This is a genomic window from Flavobacterium sp. IB48 (assembly GCF_016405855.1).
Classification (GTDB): domain Bacteria; phylum Bacteroidota; class Bacteroidia; order Flavobacteriales; family Flavobacteriaceae; genus Flavobacterium; species Flavobacterium ginsengisoli.
The window spans coordinates 756,439-773,872 of the sequence record NZ_JAEFCA010000002.1 but is presented as its reverse complement, the minus strand read 5'-3'; the positions used below and the strand labels follow the sequence as shown (position 1 = coordinate 773,872).

17 protein-coding genes are annotated in these 17,434 nt (G+C 31.5%); 15 read left to right on the top strand and 2 right to left on the bottom strand.

Features of this window, described 5'->3' with window-relative positions; genetic code table 11:
- Nucleotides 1-130: 130 nt before the first annotated feature.
- Nucleotides 131-2,134: an NAD-dependent DNA ligase LigA gene (ligA, locus tag JC605_RS10395; protein ID WP_198856105.1), complete on the top strand. Its 2,004-nt coding sequence runs from the start codon at nt 131-133 to the stop codon at nt 2,132-2,134.
- Nucleotides 2,124-2,816 (top strand): hypothetical protein, encoded by a 693-nt coding sequence (locus JC605_RS10390; protein WP_198856104.1) that lies wholly within the window; start codon nt 2,124-2,126, stop codon nt 2,814-2,816. Before ligA ends, JC605_RS10390 begins: the two co-directional genes overlap by 11 nt.
- Here JC605_RS10390 and JC605_RS10385 read toward each other — a convergent pair.
- Nucleotides 2,803-3,714, bottom strand: a complete 912-nt coding sequence (locus tag JC605_RS10385; protein WP_198856103.1) for a bifunctional UDP-sugar hydrolase/5'-nucleotidase — start codon at nt 3,712-3,714, stop codon at nt 2,803-2,805. The genes JC605_RS10390 and JC605_RS10385 overlap by 14 nt on opposite strands.
- 131 nt (nt 3,715-3,845) lie before the next feature.
- Complete coding sequence (locus tag JC605_RS10380) at nt 3,846-4,625, bottom strand: 5'-nucleotidase C-terminal domain-containing protein (protein ID WP_198856102.1); 780 nt, start codon at nt 4,623-4,625, stop codon at nt 3,846-3,848.
- Between the two features lie 47 nt (nt 4,626-4,672).
- Between JC605_RS10380 and JC605_RS10375 the strand changes: the two genes are divergently transcribed.
- The 13 genes from JC605_RS10375 (at nt 4,673) to JC605_RS10315 (ending at nt 17,064) form a co-directional block, all read left to right on the top strand.
- Entirely contained in the window at nt 4,673-5,185 is a 513-nt protein-coding gene (locus tag JC605_RS10375) for a hypothetical protein (protein ID WP_198856101.1), read from the top strand.
- 13 nt (nt 5,186-5,198) lie between these two features.
- A complete protein-coding gene (gene dapA / locus JC605_RS10370; RefSeq protein WP_198856100.1) occupies nt 5,199-6,080 on the top strand; it encodes a 4-hydroxy-tetrahydrodipicolinate synthase in 882 nt (293 codons plus the stop codon).
- Between the two features lie 139 nt (nt 6,081-6,219).
- Nucleotides 6,220-7,014 carry an outer membrane protein assembly factor BamD gene (locus tag JC605_RS10365; protein WP_198856099.1) on the top strand — a complete coding sequence of 265 codons (795 nt, stop codon included), beginning with the start codon at nt 6,220-6,222 and terminating at the stop codon, nt 7,012-7,014.
- Between the two features lie 9 nt (nt 7,015-7,023).
- Nucleotides 7,024-7,341 carry a DNA-directed RNA polymerase subunit omega gene (locus JC605_RS10360; protein ID WP_008463064.1) on the top strand — a complete coding sequence of 106 codons (318 nt, stop codon included), beginning with the start codon at nt 7,024-7,026 and terminating at the stop codon, nt 7,339-7,341.
- 7 nt (nt 7,342-7,348) lie between these two features.
- The gene (coaBC, locus tag JC605_RS10355) at nt 7,349-8,563 is read left to right on the top strand and encodes a bifunctional phosphopantothenoylcysteine decarboxylase/phosphopantothenate--cysteine ligase CoaBC (protein ID WP_198856098.1); all 1,215 of its coding nucleotides are present in this window, start codon (nt 7,349-7,351) and stop codon (nt 8,561-8,563) included.
- Between the two features lie 72 nt (nt 8,564-8,635).
- Nucleotides 8,636-9,520: a DUF4835 family protein gene (locus JC605_RS10350; protein ID WP_198856097.1), complete on the top strand. Its 885-nt coding sequence runs from the start codon at nt 8,636-8,638 to the stop codon at nt 9,518-9,520.
- A 58-nt stretch (nt 9,521-9,578) separates the two neighbouring features.
- Entirely contained in the window at nt 9,579-11,231 is a 1,653-nt protein-coding gene (gene recN / locus JC605_RS10345; RefSeq protein ID WP_198856096.1) for a DNA repair protein RecN, read from the top strand.
- Nucleotides 11,232-11,240: 9 nt separating this feature from the next.
- Complete coding sequence (locus JC605_RS10340) at nt 11,241-11,762, top strand: tetratricopeptide repeat protein (RefSeq protein WP_198856095.1); 522 nt, start codon at nt 11,241-11,243, stop codon at nt 11,760-11,762.
- 21 nt (nt 11,763-11,783) lie between these two features.
- Nucleotides 11,784-12,974 (top strand): enoyl-ACP reductase FabV, encoded by a 1,191-nt coding sequence (fabV, locus tag JC605_RS10335; RefSeq protein ID WP_198856094.1) that lies wholly within the window; start codon nt 11,784-11,786, stop codon nt 12,972-12,974.
- 126 nt (nt 12,975-13,100) lie between these two features.
- Nucleotides 13,101-14,099, top strand: a complete 999-nt coding sequence (locus JC605_RS10330) for a glycosyltransferase family 2 protein (RefSeq protein ID WP_198856093.1) — start codon at nt 13,101-13,103, stop codon at nt 14,097-14,099.
- Between the two features lie 2 nt (nt 14,100-14,101).
- Nucleotides 14,102-14,698: a dephospho-CoA kinase gene (gene coaE, locus JC605_RS10325; RefSeq protein ID WP_198856092.1), complete on the top strand. Its 597-nt coding sequence runs from the start codon at nt 14,102-14,104 to the stop codon at nt 14,696-14,698.
- A 59-nt stretch (nt 14,699-14,757) separates the two neighbouring features.
- The gene (locus tag JC605_RS10320) at nt 14,758-16,344 is read left to right on the top strand and encodes a sensor histidine kinase KdpD (RefSeq protein ID WP_198856091.1); all 1,587 of its coding nucleotides are present in this window, start codon (nt 14,758-14,760) and stop codon (nt 16,342-16,344) included.
- A 3-nt stretch (nt 16,345-16,347) separates the two neighbouring features.
- Nucleotides 16,348-17,064: a response regulator transcription factor gene (locus JC605_RS10315; protein WP_095927693.1), complete on the top strand. Its 717-nt coding sequence runs from the start codon at nt 16,348-16,350 to the stop codon at nt 17,062-17,064.
- Nucleotides 17,065-17,434 lie beyond the last annotated feature (370 nt).

Genomic DNA, 17,434 nt, shown 5'->3' with positions numbered 1-17,434 from the left:
CAGACTGCATGAATTTGCAGTCTGATTTTTGATTTTTTAAAACTTTTATTTTTTCTGCATTTGAACAAAAATAAATTCTAATTTTGATATTCAGTTTTTCATTATTATAATCTGCAATATTTTACTATTTATGAGCATTCAAGAGACCATTCAAACATTACGAAATGAACTTAATCAGCACAACTATAATTATTATGTGTTAGACAATGCTACAATTTCAGATTATGATTTTGACATTAAATTGAAAGAACTTCAAGATTTAGAGAATAAACATCCAGAGTTTTTTGACGAAAATTCACCAACACAAAGAGTGGGAGGAACCGTTACTAAAAATTTCAAAACAATCGCTCACCAATACAGAATGTATTCTTTGGATAATTCTTATTCTAAAGAAGATCTTTTAGATTGGGAAAACCGCATTCAAAAAGTTTTAGGAAACGTAAACTTGCAATACACTTGCGAATTAAAATACGATGGAGCCTCAATAAGCATTACGTACGAAAACGGAAAACTAGTTCAAGCCCTAACACGCGGGGACGGTTTTCAAGGTGATGAAGTAACAAGTAATATCAAAACTATAAAATCAGTTCCGTTGCATTTAAAAGGAAACTATCCTGATAAATTTGATATTCGTGGAGAAATTATTCTTCCATTTGCTGGTTTTGAGAAAATGAACCAAGAATTAATAGAAATTGGAGAAACTCCATATTCAAATCCAAGAAATACAGCTTCGGGAAGTTTAAAGTTGCAAGATAGCGCTGAGGTTGCCAAACGTCCGCTAGAATGCTTGCTTTATTTTGTAATAGGAAACAATCTTCCATTCAAAACTCAATATGAAGGATTAGAATCTGCTAGAAGCTGGGGATTCAAAGTTCCTAAAGAAGCAAAATTAGTCAACAGCATGCACGAAGTTTTTGATTTTATTGATTATTGGGATGTGCACCGTCATAATTTGCCTTATGAAACTGATGGCGTTGTTGTAAAAGTTAACAGTATTCAGCATCAGGAAGAATTAGGTTATACAGCAAAATCGCCACGTTGGGCAATTGCATACAAATTTAAATCAGAACAAGTTTCAACCAAATTAAAATCAATTTCATACCAAGTTGGAAGAACCGGAGCAATAACGCCTGTTGCCAATTTAGAACCTGTTCAGTTAGCTGGAACAATTGTAAAAAGAGCTTCTCTTCATAATGCCGATCAAATTGAAAAATTAGACATTAGAATAAATGACACCGTTTTTGTTGAAAAAGGAGGAGAAATTATTCCAAAAATCATTGCAGTAGATTTAGAGAAACGACCAGAAGATTCAGAAAAGACACATTATATTACACATTGCCCAGAATGTCAAACCGAATTGGTTAGAAACGAAGGAGAAGCGAATCATTATTGTCCTAATTTTTATGGTTGTCCCCCTCAGATTATTGGAAGAATTCAACATTATATTTCAAGAAAAGCAATGGATATTGAAGGCCTTGGAGGAGAAACAGTGGCGCTGCTTTTCAAAAATAATTTAGTTCATAATTATGCCGATTTGTATGAATTAAAAGTAGAAGATATTCTGCATTTAGAAAGAATGGCTCAAAAATCAGCTGAGAACCTGGTAAATGGAGTTCAGAAATCAAAAGAAATTCCGTTCGAAAGCGTATTATTTGCATTAGGAATTCGTTTTGTTGGAGAAACAGTTGCCAAAAAACTGGCAAAACATTATAAAAATATAGATGCTTTGGCTCAAGCTTCTTTAATGGACTTAATTTTGGTTGATGAGATTGGAGAAAGAATTGCTAAAAGTGTTATTGAATTTTTTGAAAACGAGGAGAATAGAAAAATTATTGAACGTTTAAAAAGTTATGGAATTCAATTTGAAATTGAAGAAAAAATAAACCCAAATGCTACTGATAAATTTGTTGGAAAAACTTTTGTAGTTTCTGGTGTCTTTAGTCAATTTTCTAGAGACGAATTAAAGAAAACTATTGAAGATAACGGAGGAAAAGTAGGAAGCTCAATTTCTGCAAAAACAGATTTTGTAGTGGCGGGAGATAATATGGGACCAGCAAAATTGGAGAAAGCAACAAAGTTGAACATTACCATATTATCAGAAGAAGATTTTATAAACAAATTAAATGAAGCCTAACAAACCGTCATTAATTTTGTTCTTTTTTGGCTTGTTGTGTACAATCATTTTTGATTGGACAGAACAAGACTTTTTTGCAACATATGCAAAAGCGATTGTTCTCCCTGCTATTTTTATCTATTATTTAATTAGCAGTGAGTTCAAAATCGGAAAAATAGAAAGTTTAATTTTCTTCTTTTGTTTTGTTGGACAAGTTTATGATTTAATGGATGTTGAAAGTTCCGAAATTGGAGGTGTTCTCAGCTTTTTAATTGTTTACATTTTAATCGTCGTAATATTTATTCGGGAACACGAACGAATAAAGTTAACCAGAAGAGATATTCTACCCATTTCTATTGTAGTTGTTTTTATCGTTTATTTATTAATCTCTGTTTTGAGCCTGCAGCTCGACAGCATGAGAAAATTTATAATGATATACACCGTATACGGAATCGTTCTGAGTTTACTAAGCTATTTCTGCTTTGTTAGTTATATTACCAAAGGAACACACATAGCATTGCTAATGTCCCTTATGGCAATAAGCTACATTTTTTCCGATATCTTTTATATTTTTAATGAATATTTCTCGTATTCGGTTGTCTTAGTTTTAATACGAGATACAACTCAAATTCTAGCTTATTTCTTTATGGTAGAATACTTTTTAGAAAAAGCTAGAATTCAAAGAAAGACTATACAACAATAGTTGCACTTTGGTTGGTATGTGCTTTGTTTTTGTCAAAATAGAAATCGATACGACCTAAATTAATTCCGTAGCATCCAACTTGATTTACCAAAACATCTTTTCCATCCTTATTTTTTACAATTGTAGGTTTGTCTAAGAAAGTATGAGTATGTCCTCCAATAATTAAGTCAATATCTTGTGTTTGTTCAGCAAATGTCAAATCGCTAATTTTTGTTGGATCATCTTTGTATTTATAACCTAAATGCGAAAGGCAAATTACCAAATCACATTTTTGCTCCTTTTTCAAAAGCTTTGTCATATCTTGAGCAACTTCCACCGGGTTGTTGTAAACTGTTTCCAAGTATAACTTTTTGTCTACTAAACCTTGCAATTCGATTCCAACACCAAAAACACCAATTTTAATTCCGTTTTTGTTAAAGATTTTGTACGGTTTTACATGTCCGTCCATAACCGTATTTTTAAAATCGTAGTTAGAGTTGATAAAGTCGAACGTTGCATGCGGAAGCTGAGCATATAATCCGTCAAGACCATTATCAAAATCGTGGTTTCCAATTGTAGAAGCATCATATTTCATCATACTCATTAATTTGAACTCCAACTCACCTCCATAATAATTAAAATATGGAGTTCCCTGAAAAATATCTCCAGCATCCAATAAGAGTACATTCGGATTTTCTCTTCGAATCGTTTCAATCAATGCCGCACGACGAGACACCCCGCCTTTGTTAGGATTACGCGGATCATCAGCAGGAAAAGGGTCAATGTGACTATGCACATCATTAGTATGTAGAATTGTTAAATGTTTAATATCGTTACTTTCAAAACTGCTCAAAGACAATCCTAAACTCAATAGGGCAGTACTTGCTGCTGTTTTTTCGATAAACTCTCTTCTTTTCATTTTATATATTTTTTGCCAGAGGCTATGTAGTTTATTTTTTTTTTAGCCACTAATTTCGCTAATTAACACAAATTATTTTTTAAGGATTTTTTTAATTTGTGCGAATTTGTGTAATTCGTGGCGAACCCTTTTTATTCTTCTGTAATTCTGATATTTTTTGGAGCAACAACCGTGTCTACTTCTTTAAAATAATCAATTAGTACATCTCTAAGTTTGTAATTTAAGTCAAACTTTTGAGTGCTTTTTGCAAAGAAAGTCATGCTGTCTCCTCCATTTGCCAAATAATCGTTTGTGGCAACGTAATACGTTTTGTTTAGGTCTAATGGCTTGCCTTGTATCATGATATTTTTTGCCTTGTTGTCTTTTGTAATTGTAAAAGTCATTCCAGACAATGGTTGAGGTTTTTTCTCCTTAATAATATAAGCCGCAATTTCTAATATTTGTTCACCTTTTAAAGCCATAACAACCAAGCTGTTTTCAAAAGGCATAATTTCGAAAGCCGATCTTGTTGTAACATTTCCTTTTGGAAGAATAGCGCGAATACCACCATGATTTAAAAGACATAGGTCAATATCTTTCTTTTCTCTAGCATTAAAAACAATGTTTCCTCTTTGTACACAAACATCTGCCATCAAGCTCCCAATGCCAGTTTGCCATTTCCCTGTGCTTTTGTCAAGTGTTTCTGGGCAATAAGCCAAAACATTATCCAAATCCTGATTGATATGATCGCGATAAGGTTTAATAAAGTTTTCAATTTCAGAAGTTTCTCCAGCGTTTTCAGTAACTGGAACCTGTTTCCCTTCAATTTTTGTTAAATTGTAGTTATTCTTACTACATGAAGAGATTAAAAAAAGTGTTAAGAATATAACAAAAAGTTTTAAAAATCCGTTATACTTTTTTAGTTTTACCATTTTAAATGCAACTTAAATAATTAATTTTGTAATCTGGTAAAAGTACTATGTTTTTGAATTATATAAAGGAGTTTTTTGTAAAAAAATCATTAAATGTTAATTTAAATAATGAAAAAAGCGAAGTATTTATTAAAAACGTTCAAACGATTGGTTTATTGATAGATGAGAGCAATTTTGAATATTCAGAAGCACTAATAAAGGAGTTGACACTCCACGGAATAGCTTCAGAAAATATAAAAGTTGTTGCATACAAAGGAAAATTCAAGGAAAAAGAAGTCTATTCTCGCCCGACTTTTAGTGAAAAACACATCAATTGGAAGGGAGAAATAACGGAAGCTTTTTTAAATGAGTTTGTGAATTCAAAATTTGATCTTTTGCTAAGTTATTACAATGTCGAAAACAATATTTTGATGTTGATTACGAGCAAGTCAAAAGCTAAATTCAAAATTGGATTTTCTGCTGTAGATCAAAGATTAAACCGCTTGATGATTAGTACGGAATTAGGAAACTATAAACTTTTCGTTTCAGAATTGTTTAGGTATTTAAAAAATATAAAATAAATTAATTAATAATATGCAATCATTGATAGGAACTGGTGTTGCACTTGTGACGCCATTTAAAAAAGATTTTTCAGTTGATATTGAAGCTTTACAGCGAATCGTAAACTTCTCTATAGATGGTGGAGTGGAATATCTTGTTGTGATGGGAACAACAGCAGAAAATGCGACCCTTACAGCAGATGAGAAAGAGTTGGTTATAAAGACTGTAATCGATGTAAACAAAGGAAGATTGCCTCTAGTTTTAGGAGTTGGAGGTAATAATACTATGCAGATTGTTGAGGAATTAAAAACAAGAGATTTTTCTGCTTTTGAAGCGATATTATCTGTTTCTCCATATTATAACAAACCAACTCAGGAAGGGATTTATCAGCATTTTAAAGCAATCGCTGAAGCTTCTCCGGTTCCTGTAATTCTATATAATGTTCCAGGAAGAACTTCAAGCAACATGCTTCCTTCTACAGTGGTGCGATTGGCTAACGATTTTAAAAATGTTGTGGCCATTAAAGAAGCTGCTGGGGATATGGCTCAGGCAATGCAAATTATTAAAAACGCACCAAAAGATTTCTTGGTAATTTCTGGAGATGATATGTTGGCATTGCCGATCGTTTTGGCAGGTGGAGCAGGAGTTATTTCTGTAATTGGACAAGGTTTTCCGAAAGAATTTTCAGAAATGATTCGTTTAGGATTAAATAAAAAAGCATTTGACGCGTTTAAAACACATTATTTTTTATCAGACAGTATCGATATGATTTTTGAGCAGGGAAATCCAGCCGGAATCAAACAAATCTTTCAAGCCCTTGGAATTGCTGAGAATACAGTTCGTCTTCCATTAGTTTCTGTTGATGATTCGTTAGCAACAAGACTAAATGACTTTGTAAAAAACAGCATTAAATAATTGTTAAAGTGCTAGTATTTTAAGATACTAAAAAATTATTTTGCAGTAGCTAAATTAATAACTAAATTTGCCACCGAAACTTCGGTGCAATTTCACTTTGGCATAAAATTGTCTGAGAGATTGTAATAACAGTAAGAAAATGAAAAAAACACTATTGCTTTTAATTGTTGTAACTCTTTTTTATTCTTGTGGAGAATATCAAAAAGCGTTGAAAAATGAAGATGTTGCAGCAAAATTTGAAATGGCAACAAAAATGTATGATGCTGGTAAATACACAAAAGCGATTCGTCTTTTTGAGCAATTAGCAACTTCATATAGAGGTAAACCTCAGGCAGAAAAACTGTTTTATATGTTTTCGCAGTCATATTATAAAACAAAGCAATATTATTTAGCTGGTTATCAGTTTGAAGCTTTTGTTTCAGGATATCCACGAAGTGAAAAAGTTCAAGAAGCTGCTTTTTTAGGAGCATATAGCTATTCTAAATTATCGCCAGTTTACAGTTTAGATCAATCTGATACTGTAAAAGCATTAGAAAAATTGCAAACCTTTATTGATAATTATCCAAACTCTGAATATATTCCTCAAGCAAATGAGGCTGTTCAAAAGTTAAATGGCAAATTAGAGAAAAAAGCATACGAAAATGCTAAAGGATACAATACAATTTCAGATTATAAATCGGCTTTGATCGCTTTTGATAACTTTATTGCTGATTTTCCTGGAACGCCTTTTAAAGAAGATGCATTGTTTTATAAATACGATTCAGCATACAAATTGGCAATTAACAGTATTCCTGCAAAAATGGAAGAGCGTTTAAAGGTTGCGCAAACATGCTATGCTAATTTAGTGAAGTTTAAAAGCGATACAAAATATAAGAAAGAGGCAGACGAAATGAATGCCAGAGTTGAAACAGATTTACAAAAATTTACTAAATAAAATAAAGTCATGGATTTAAAAAAGACGAATGCTCCTGTAAACACAATAACTTATAATAAAACAGTTATTGAAGAGCCAACAGGAAATGTGTATGAGGCAATTACCATTATGGCTAAAAGAGCAAATCAAATTAATTCAGAGATTAAAAAAGAATTGACTGAAAAATTAGAAGAGTTTGCGACTTACAATGATAGTCTAGAAGAAGTTTTTGAAAATAAAGAACAAATTGAAGTTTCTAAATTTTACGAAAAATTACCAAAACCACACGCTTTAGCTGTTCAAGAATGGTTAGACGGTAAAACTTACCACAGAAGTTCAAACAAATAATAGTACAATGTCAGTTTTAAACGGGAAAAAGATTTTACTGGGTGTTTCTGGTGGAGTCGCAGCGTATAAAACAGCCACTTTAGTACGACTTTTTATAAAAGCAGGTGCACATGTCCAAGTGATAATGACACCTGCTTCTAAGGATTTTGTAACCCCACTTACATTATCAACCTTATCAAAAAATCCTGTACATTCAAGTTTCTTTAATCAAGATGACGAAGATGAAGTTTGGAACAATCACGTTGAATTAGGGCTTTGGGCCGATTTAATGCTGATTGCGCCTGCTACTGCAAATACGTTGTCTAAAATGGCGACAGGAAACTGTGATAATCTTTTAATTGCGGCATATTTATCGGCAAAATGTCCAGTCTATTTTGCACCTGCAATGGATTTGGATATGTACAAACACCCATCGACTTTATCGAGCTTTGCTGCATTAAAACAGTACGGAAACATTATGATTCCTGCTGAAAGCGGAGAATTGGCAAGTGGTTTGTCTGGTGAAGGTCGAATGGCTGAACCTGAGAATATTGTTGCATTTCTAGAAGCTGATTTGGAAAGTAAACTACCTTTAAAAGGAAAAAAAATACTTGTTACAGCAGGACCAACATACGAAGCAATAGACCCTGTGCGTTTTATTGGAAATCATTCGTCAGGAAAAATGGGATTTGATATTGCGAATGAAGCGGCAAGCTTAGGAGCAGAAGTGTTCTTAATTGCTGGACCAACTCATTTGAAAGCTAAAAACAGTCTTATAAAAGTAGTAGATGTGATTTCAGCTCAAGAAATGTACGATGCCTGCCATATGTATTTCAATGAAGTTGATGCGGCAATCGCAGCAGCAGCTGTTGCAGATTACAGACCTAAATTTGTTGCAGATCAGAAGATTAAGAAAAATACTGTAGAATTTTCGATAGAACTCGAGAAAACAAAAGATATACTATCTTCTTTAGGAGCGATCAAAAAAAAACAGTTTTTGATTGGATTTGCATTAGAAACTGAAAATGAAATTGAAAATGCTAAGCTGAAAATTCAGAAAAAAAACTTAGATTTGATTGTTTTAAATTCCTTACAAGATCAAGGTGCAGGTTTTAAAAAAGAAACCAATAAAGTAACTTTTATTGATAAAAATTTTGAAATTGAACCAATGGAATTAAAGTCAAAAGAATCTGTTGCGGCTGATATTTTGAATAAAGTTATTTTGCATTTTTCAAAATCATAAATTTAAAATATACGCCGAAAGCATAATTTGGAAGCCATTTTATGTTTTGTAAAATTAAATATCTAGACGATTATGAATAAGATAGTTATGCTATTAGTTTTTTTAAGCTTTGGTTTTGTACAAGCTCAACAGCTAAATTGTACAGTAACTATTAATACAGAACGTCTAACAAATCCAAATAATCAGGTTTTTAAAACACTTCAGACTTCTTTGGCTGAGTTTGTTAATAAAACAGACTGGACAGGTTCTGTTTTAAAACAAAACGAGAGAATAAACTGTTCGATGTATATTACATTATCATCTAATAGTTCAGATCAATTTACTGGAACAATTCAAGTCCAATCTTCGAGATTGATTTTTAATTCTACATATTCTTCGCCAGTTTTAAATTACAACGATAAAGATTTTAATTTCAGATATACAGAATACGAACCATTGCTTTTTAATCCAAGTACTTACGATTCAAATTTGGTTTCTGTTATATCTTTTTACTGTTACATGATTTTAGGAATGGATGCCGATACTTTTCAAATGGGTGCAGGAAATCCTTATCTTCAAACTGCACAGAATATTGCCAATGTTGCACAACAAGGAGGTTTTAAAGGATGGAATCAATCTGACGGACTTCAGAATCGCTACTACTTAATCAATGATATGATTGCGCCAACTTATAGTGATTTGCGTCAGGTTACTTATGCCTATCACACAGGATTGGATGCAATGACATTGGATACTAAAGCGGCTAAAGAAAAAATCAAAAATGCGTTAATGCTTATTGGTAAATTAAACTCGGTTAAACCAAATGCTTTTATAACTCGAGTTTTCTTTGATGCAAAATCAGACGAAATTGTTTCGATTTTTTCTGGAGGGCCTAGTATCACAATTACAGATTTAACCGATGTCTTAAATAAAGTTTCTCCGTTAAATTCCACAAAATGGTCGCAGATTAAATATTAATCTCGTTTTTCATTTTTCTATCTTAGTTAACTTTTTTACATTTTACAAAAACTGCCCTATGATTACATCACTGTCAATTAAAAATTATGCTCTTATCGAAAAACTAGCCATAGATTTCTCTAAAGGTTTTTCTATAATTACAGGTGAGACAGGTGCAGGAAAATCTATTATTTTAGGAGCTATTGGTCTTGTTTTGGGTAAAAGAGCAGATCTTACCTCATTAAAAAATAAAGAAGAAAAATGTGTTATTGAGGCACAATTCGAAATTGGAAAATACAATTTAAGAGAATTTTTTGAAGCTAATGATTTAGATTACGAAGATGATACGATTATTAGAAGAGAAATTTTGCCTTCTGGTAAATCTCGCGCTTTTATAAATGACAGTCCCGTAAATCTTCAGGAACTGCAAGATTTGAGTTTGTATTTGATTGATATTCATTCACAACAGCAAACTCAAGAATTATCAGATGAAAATGTTCAGTTTAAAATTATTGATGCCATTGCAAACAATGCTGAAGTAATTGCTGAATATCAAAAACTGCTGAAATCATATAAATCAGATAGATCAAAATTAAATGCTTTGCTTAAAAAGCAAAGTGATGCAGGAAAAGAGCAAGAATATCATACATTTTTGTTGAATGAATTGGTTGCAGCTCAGTTAAAATCTGGTGAACAGGAAGAATTAGAAGCAGATTATGAAAAGCTGAATAATGTTGAAATTATTAAAGAATCTCTAGATAAATCTTTGGCAATCGCAAATGAAGAGCAATTTGGTGTTTTTCATAATTTAAATGAAATTAAAAATGCATTGCAGAAAGTCGCGCCTTTCTCTGTAGAATATCAAAAATTGTTTGAAAGAATAACAAGCTTAACTATTGAGTTTGATGATGTTTCTAAAGAATTAGAAAATTGTTCGGAGAAATTATTGAATGATCCAGCACAATTAGAATTAATCAATCAAAAACTGCAGTCGATTTATAATTTGCAGAAAAAACATCAGGTAAGTTCTGTCGATGAGTTGCTTCAAATTCAATCAGATTTAGGAAATTCTTTGCTGGAACTGGATAATATGGATGAAGAAATAGCTTTATTGACTAAAAGTATTGAAGAAAAAGCAACAGAATTAGATATTCACGCTTCAAAAATACACGAAAATAGAGTAAATGCGATTCCGAAATTATCAGCGCAGTTAGTGTCGATTTTAGAAACATTAGGAATGCCGAATGCTCGTTTTAATATGGAATTGCAGTCGTCTGAAACTTATTTCCAAAACGGAAAAGATGAATTGCAATTTTTATTTTCTGCCAATAAAGGAACCGATTTTGGTTTGTTAAAGAAAGTGGCTTCAGGAGGAGAGATGTCTCGTATTATGTTGGCGGTGAAAGCGATTTTGGCAAAATATTCAAAATTGCCAACATTGATTTTTGACGAAATTGATACAGGAGTTTCTGGAGAAATTGCCATTAGAATGGGAGAGATCATGAAAGAAATGAGTTCGACAATGCAAATATTTGCAATTACACATTTACCGCAAATTGCAGCAAAAGGAGATTCTCATTTTAAAGTTTCTAAATCTACAGTTGGTGATGATACATTATCTGAATTGAAGCTTTTATCGCAAGAAAATCGAATTATAGAAATTGCTCAAATGCTATCAGGAGCAAATATTTCTGATTCGGCTTTAAACCACGCCAAAGAATTATTGAATTAAGATATAGAAATGGAGAGTTTGAGTTTTTACGAAAATCAGTTTATAAAAGCAGATTCGTTAATTTCTGAAGGAAATTCAGCAGAAGCAAAAGAATTACTAGAAGAAATTTTATCGCAATATCCTGATTTTGGTAAAGCGCACAATCATTTGGGATGGATTTATTATAACAAACTAAGTGATTACGAAAAAGGAATTTTTCACTATAAATTAGCTATTAAATTTGATCCTAAATATTCAGCTCCATACTTAAATTACACTTATTTACTCATTGATATTGGCCGTTATGCCGAAGCAAAAGAGCATATTGCATTTACAATAGCAAATTTAGAAACCGCAGATAACTCTTCATATAACAGTGAATTAGGAAGGATGGCGGAGTACGAAAACCAATATACGGCAGCTTATTGTTATTATAAAGAGGCTAAGAAAAATGCATTAAACCCAAATTTTATTGACAATATGAAGGCTAATATGAAAAGGGTTAAGGATAAAATGTCTATTTTTGAAAAATTAAAACTGAAATTGAAATAATACAAAAAAAATAATTGCAAGATGATTATAGAACCTAGAATGAGAGGATTTATTTGTTTGACCGCCCATCCAACGGGAGCTGAACAAAATGTAAAAAATCAAATCGAATACGTAAAATCTAAAGGCGAAATTGCTGGTGCTAAAAAAGTTTTAGTTATTGGTGCTTCTACAGGTTTCGGATTAGCTTCAAGAATTACTAGTGCTTTTGGTTCTGGTGCATCAACAATTGGAGTGTTTTTCGAAAAACCGCCAGTTGAAGGAAAAACCGCTTCTCCAGGATGGTATAATTCTGCAGCATTCGAAAAAGAAGCTCATAAAGCAGGTTTATATGCAAAAAGTATCAACGGTGATGCGTTCTCAAACGAAATCAAAAGAGAAACTCTAGATTTAATTAAAGCAGATTTAGGACAAGTAGATCTTGTAATTTATAGTTTAGCTTCTCCAGTACGTACAAATCCAAATACAGGAGTTACACATCGTTCAGTTTTAAAACCAATTGGACAAACATTTACAAATAAAACAGTTGATTTCCATACAGGAAAAGTTTCAGATGTTTCTATTGCTCCTGCAAACGAGGAAGATATTGAAAACACTGTTGCCGTTATGGGTGGAGAAGACTGGGCAATGTGGATTGACGCTTTAAAAGCTGAAAATTTATTAGCTGAAGGTGCTACAACTGTTGCTTATTCTTATATTGGACCATCATTAACTGAAGCTGTTTACAGAAAAGGAACTATTGGTCGTGCAAAAGATCATTTAGAAGCTACGGCGTTTACTATTTCAGATTCTTTAGAGTCTATAGGAGGAAAAGCGTATGTTTCTGTAAATAAAGCATTAGTTACACAAGCAAGTTCTGCAATTCCAGTAATTCCATTATACATTTCTCTTTTGTACAAAATCATGAAAGAAGAAGGAATTCATGAAGGTTGTATTGAGCAAATTCAGCGTTTATTCCAAGACAGATTATACACTGGTTCTGAAGTTCCTGTTGATGAAAAAGGAAGAATCAGAATTGATGACTGGGAAATGCGTGAAGATGTTCAGGAAAAAGTAGCAAAACTTTGGTTAGAAGCTACAACTGAAACATTGCCAGAAATTGGTGATTTAGCTGGATATAGAAGTGATTTCTTGAATTTATTCGGATTCGAAGTGGCTGGTGTTGATTACAATGCAGATACTAACGAAGTTGTTAATATAGAAAGCATCAAATAATACATTTTTACTAAGTAAAACCAAAAACCATCAACCAAAAGTTGATGGTTTTTTTGTTAATATACCATATCTTTGTTAAAATTTTAAAACAATAAAAATTTACCCTTTAATAACGCGCATTCTGCTATGATTTTTTCTTTAATTATACCCGTGTATAATCGTCCAGATGAAGTTGATGAGCTTTTGGAAAGTCTCTCAAAATCTGATTATAATGAAGCTTTTGAAATTGTTCTTGTCGAAGATGGATCATCCATTCCATGTCGAGATGTGGTGATGAATTATCAAGGAAAATTAAATATATCATATTATTTTAAAGAAAATTCAGGGCCAGGAGATTCTAGAAATTTCGGAATGCAGAGGGCTAGAGGAGACTATTTTATCATTTTTGATTCAGATTGTATCATTCCTTCGCAATATTTAACAGAAGTTCGCAAAGAACTAGATGAAAAGTATGTAGACTGTTTTGGAGGTCCGGACAAAGCTTTAGATAGCTTTTCGGATATTCAAAAAGCGATCAATTTTGCCATGACTTCTTTCTTGACTACAGGAGGAATTAGAGGTGGTTCTGAAAAGATAAACAAGTTTCAGCCACGTAGTTTTAATATGGGTATTTCTAAAAAAGCTTTTGAAGCTTCAAAAGGTTTTGGAAATATACATCCAGGTGAAGATCCTGACTTATCAATTCGTTTGTGGAATTTAGGCTTTGAAACCAGATTGTTTAAAGAAGCTTATGTGTACCATAAAAGAAGAATTGATTGGGAAAAATTCTCTATTCAAGTAAACAAATTTGGAATTGCTAGACCAATTTTAAATAGTTGGTATCCGGAACATAATAAGCTAACTTTTTTCTTTCCGACATTCTTTATTCTCGGTTTATTATTAGCTTTTTTATTGTTAATTTTCAATATCGATATTTTATTACAATTATATTTTGTATATTTCGTTATAATTTTTCTTACAGCTAGTGTTCAAAATAAAAGTATTAAAATTGGATATCTATCTGTAATAGCAGTGTGGAAACAGTTTTATGGTTATGGAACAGGATTTTTAAAATCATATGTGAAAGTAATTTTACTAAAGAAAAAACCACAAGAGGCTTTTCCGCGTATGTTTTTTAAATTATAAGAATGACAAAAGTTATTGGTCTTACAGGAGGAATAGGCAGTGGGAAAACTACTGTTGCAAACTATTTTCAAGAAATGGGAGTTCCTGTTTATATTGCTGATGACGGTGCGAAAAGAGTAATGCAGTCAAAAAATATTCTCGCAGAGGTTAAATCTGCTTTTGGTGGCAGTATTTTTGATAATGAAGTTTTAAATCGTGCCAAATTAGCGCAAGTTGTTTTTAACGATAAGGAACAGTTGGTAAAATTAAATGGAATTGTTCATCCGGCAGTGAAATTAGATTTTGAGCAATGGGTAAAAGAACACAAAAATTATGATTATGTAATGTATGAAGCCGCTATTCTATTTGAAAGTGGACGATATAAAGATTGTGACGTAATTATAACAGTAACAGCTCCTGAAGAAGTGAGAATTGAACGAGTTATAAAACGAGATAAAACTACCCGAGAACAAGTTTTAAGTAGAATGAAAATGCAATGGAATGACGAAAAACGAATTTCTAAGAGCAATTTCGTGATTAATAACAATAATCTTAAAAATGCTAAAGAAGAAGTTGTTAAAATTCTTAAAATTTTAAATATAAAACAAAAACAGTCTTAAATGTTAATATTTGGTTAATGTATTATTTAGTATATTGTTAAAATATTAATTTTGTTTCGATGAATAAATTATTTTTTAGAATACTTGTTTTACTGATGAGTTTGTCCTTAATAGGGATTATTCTGGTACAAGTATTTTGGTTCAATTCTTCGTTCAAAAATAATGAAGAACAATTTAAATACCACGTTACTCAAGTAATTGGAAATGTTGCAGATAAACTGGAACAACAAGAAGAGTACAGTTTCTACGACAAATACAACCGTATAAAAGATAGTACGGGTAAAATTCCAAAAAAAGAAGATTTACTAGAAGTACTTTACGTACAGAGAAACACGAAAACGAATAAAACAATTGTTTATTCAAATACATTGACATCTGAAGATTATGATATCAATGGTTCTGTTTTTAACAAAAAATTCAGTAGTGAACGTTTTAAGAATTTTAGTTCTAAGAGAGTAACAGAAGTTTACAATAATAATAGTGGAATTGACAATAATAGTTTAGGGCAGAGTATTATTCCTGATCTTAAAATAGAAAAGTCAGGAAGTTTAGATATTTTAAATAAAGTTCAACAGCAAATTCAATATAAAGATATTGCTTCATTAACTCCTATTGAAGGGAGAATTACAAAAGACAAGCTCTTTAAATTATTGAAAAAAGAACTAGAAGAATATGGTGTGAAAACCAAATTTGAATTCGGAATATACAGCAGTGGAGTTCCAACAAAGATTAAGTCTGACGGATTTCATTTTGATAAAGAATCTACATATAATATTCCAATTTATACAGATAATGAAGGAAATAGCAGATACGAATTATCAGTTACTTTCCCGCATAAAAAGAAATTCTTATTATCTGAATTACTAAGTATTACTATTTTATCGATAGTTTTTACATTAATTATAATAGTTGCGTACACAAGTGCGTTAAATCAATTATTGCGTCAGAAGCATATTTCTGAAATCAAGACCGATTTTATAAATAATATGACGCATGAGTTTAAAACTCCAATTGCAACTATAAATCTAGCATTAGATGCTATAAGAAGTCCGAAAGTTATTGAAGATAAAGAAAAGGTTTATCGTTATCTTCAAATGATTCGAGACGAAAATAAAAGAATGCATGCGCAGGTTGAGAACGTTCTTCGTATTTCAAAATTAGAAAAAAGAGAACTAGACATAACCAAAGAACCTACTGTTGTGACAGATATAATTGACGATGCTATTGAGCACGTAAATCTTATTCTAGAAGATAGAAAAGGTACTGTAGTAAAGCATTATAATGCAGCAAGAACAACCTGTTTGATAAACGAAGTTCACTTTACAAACGTGCTGGTTAATATTTTGGAAAATGCCATAAAATATTCTCCAGATGAACCAGAGATTGAAATCTTTACTGAAAATATTAAAGATATGATTTTGATAAAAGTGAGAGATCATGGGTTGGGAATGAGTAAGATAGCTCAAAAACGAGTGTTTGAGAAATTTTACAGAGAGCACACAGGTGATCTTCATAATGTAAAAGGACACGGATTAGGGCTTGCTTACGTAAAAAGAATAGTAGAGGATCACAATGGTCAAGTATATGTAGAAAGTGAAAAAGGAAAGGGTAGCACCTTTATAATAAAAATACCATTAATAAATTAAAATATGGAAAATACTAACAAAAGAATACTTTTAGTAGAAGATGACCTAAATTTTGGGGCAGTTCTTAAAGATTATCTAATGTTAAATGACTTTGAAGTTACTTTAGCTAAAAACGGTATGGAAGGTTTCGAAAAATTCAAGAAGGATGTATATGATTTGTGTATTCTTGATGTAATGATGCCTTATAAAGATGGTTACACTTTGGCCAAAGAAATTAGAGAGAAGAACAGTGAAGTGCCAATTATCTTTTTAACAGCAAAATCTATGAAAGAAGATGTGTTAAAAGGTTATAAAGCTGGTGCAGATGACTATTTAAATAAACCTTTTGATTCTGAAGTTCTTTTAATGAAAATTAAAGCAATCATTCAAAGAAAATCGGCTGATACAAAAGCGGAACAAGTTCAGTTTGAATTTAATATTGGTAAATTCCACTTAAATTCGAAATTAAGATTCTTGACTTTCCAAGATGAAGAACCAATTAAGTTATCTCCAAAAGAAAATGAATTGCTTAAAATGCTTATTCTTCATGAAAATGATTTAATGCCGAGAGAATTAGCTTTAACAAAAATCTGGAGAGACGACAACTACTTTACATCAAGAAGTATGGACGTTTACATCGCTAAATTAAGAAAATATCTAAAAGCAGATGAAGATGTTGAAATCTTAAACATTCACGGAGAAGGTTTCAGATTAGTGATAAAAAGCAAAGTTTCTGAATAATTAAATTCATCAACAAAATATAAAGCCCTGAGAAATCGGGGCTTTTTTTGTGCATTAAATTAAAATATTTTGGATTTATTTCTGTGATTTGAGTTTTGTTTTAATTGTTTGATTTTTAGAGTTGTAGAAAATGTTTTTTAGGCTCTAAAAATAGTTGTAGAATTTATTTTGAAGAATTTTCTTTAAATAAATTTGGAAAATCAAAAAACTATTATGAATATTTGCACACGAAAAACTTAATAACCCTTTAAAAACGAAGAAAAAATGTTTGTACTTACATTGACATCTCAAAGCTTTACACCAAACAGATTTGGTGAAGCAGTTCTTCGTGGCTTATTTCAATCTTAGAAATACAATTTTAGATATATAA

Coding starts and splice junctions, on each gene's coding strand:
- ligA (WP_198856105.1), top strand. CDS start 131: ATGAGCATTCAAGAGACCATTCAAACATTACGAAATGAACTTAATCAG.
- JC605_RS10390 (WP_198856104.1), top strand. CDS start 2,124: ATGAAGCCTAACAAACCGTCATTAATTTTGTTCTTTTTTGGCTTGTTG.
- JC605_RS10385 (WP_198856103.1), bottom strand. CDS start 3,714: ATGAAAAGAAGAGAGTTTATCGAAAAAACAGCAGCAAGTACTGCCCTA.
- JC605_RS10380 (WP_198856102.1), bottom strand. CDS start 4,625: ATGGTAAAACTAAAAAAGTATAACGGATTTTTAAAACTTTTTGTTATA.
- JC605_RS10375 (WP_198856101.1), top strand. CDS start 4,673: ATGTTTTTGAATTATATAAAGGAGTTTTTTGTAAAAAAATCATTAAAT.
- dapA (WP_198856100.1), top strand. CDS start 5,199: ATGCAATCATTGATAGGAACTGGTGTTGCACTTGTGACGCCATTTAAA.
- JC605_RS10365 (WP_198856099.1), top strand. CDS start 6,220: ATGAAAAAAACACTATTGCTTTTAATTGTTGTAACTCTTTTTTATTCT.
- JC605_RS10360 (WP_008463064.1), top strand. CDS start 7,024: ATGGATTTAAAAAAGACGAATGCTCCTGTAAACACAATAACTTATAAT.
- coaBC (WP_198856098.1), top strand. CDS start 7,349: ATGTCAGTTTTAAACGGGAAAAAGATTTTACTGGGTGTTTCTGGTGGA.
- JC605_RS10350 (WP_198856097.1), top strand. CDS start 8,636: ATGAATAAGATAGTTATGCTATTAGTTTTTTTAAGCTTTGGTTTTGTA.
- recN (WP_198856096.1), top strand. CDS start 9,579: ATGATTACATCACTGTCAATTAAAAATTATGCTCTTATCGAAAAACTA.
- JC605_RS10340 (WP_198856095.1), top strand. CDS start 11,241: ATGGAGAGTTTGAGTTTTTACGAAAATCAGTTTATAAAAGCAGATTCG.
- fabV (WP_198856094.1), top strand. CDS start 11,784: ATGATTATAGAACCTAGAATGAGAGGATTTATTTGTTTGACCGCCCAT.
- JC605_RS10330 (WP_198856093.1), top strand. CDS start 13,101: ATGATTTTTTCTTTAATTATACCCGTGTATAATCGTCCAGATGAAGTT.
- coaE (WP_198856092.1), top strand. CDS start 14,102: ATGACAAAAGTTATTGGTCTTACAGGAGGAATAGGCAGTGGGAAAACT.
- JC605_RS10320 (WP_198856091.1), top strand. CDS start 14,758: ATGAATAAATTATTTTTTAGAATACTTGTTTTACTGATGAGTTTGTCC.
- JC605_RS10315 (WP_095927693.1), top strand. CDS start 16,348: ATGGAAAATACTAACAAAAGAATACTTTTAGTAGAAGATGACCTAAAT.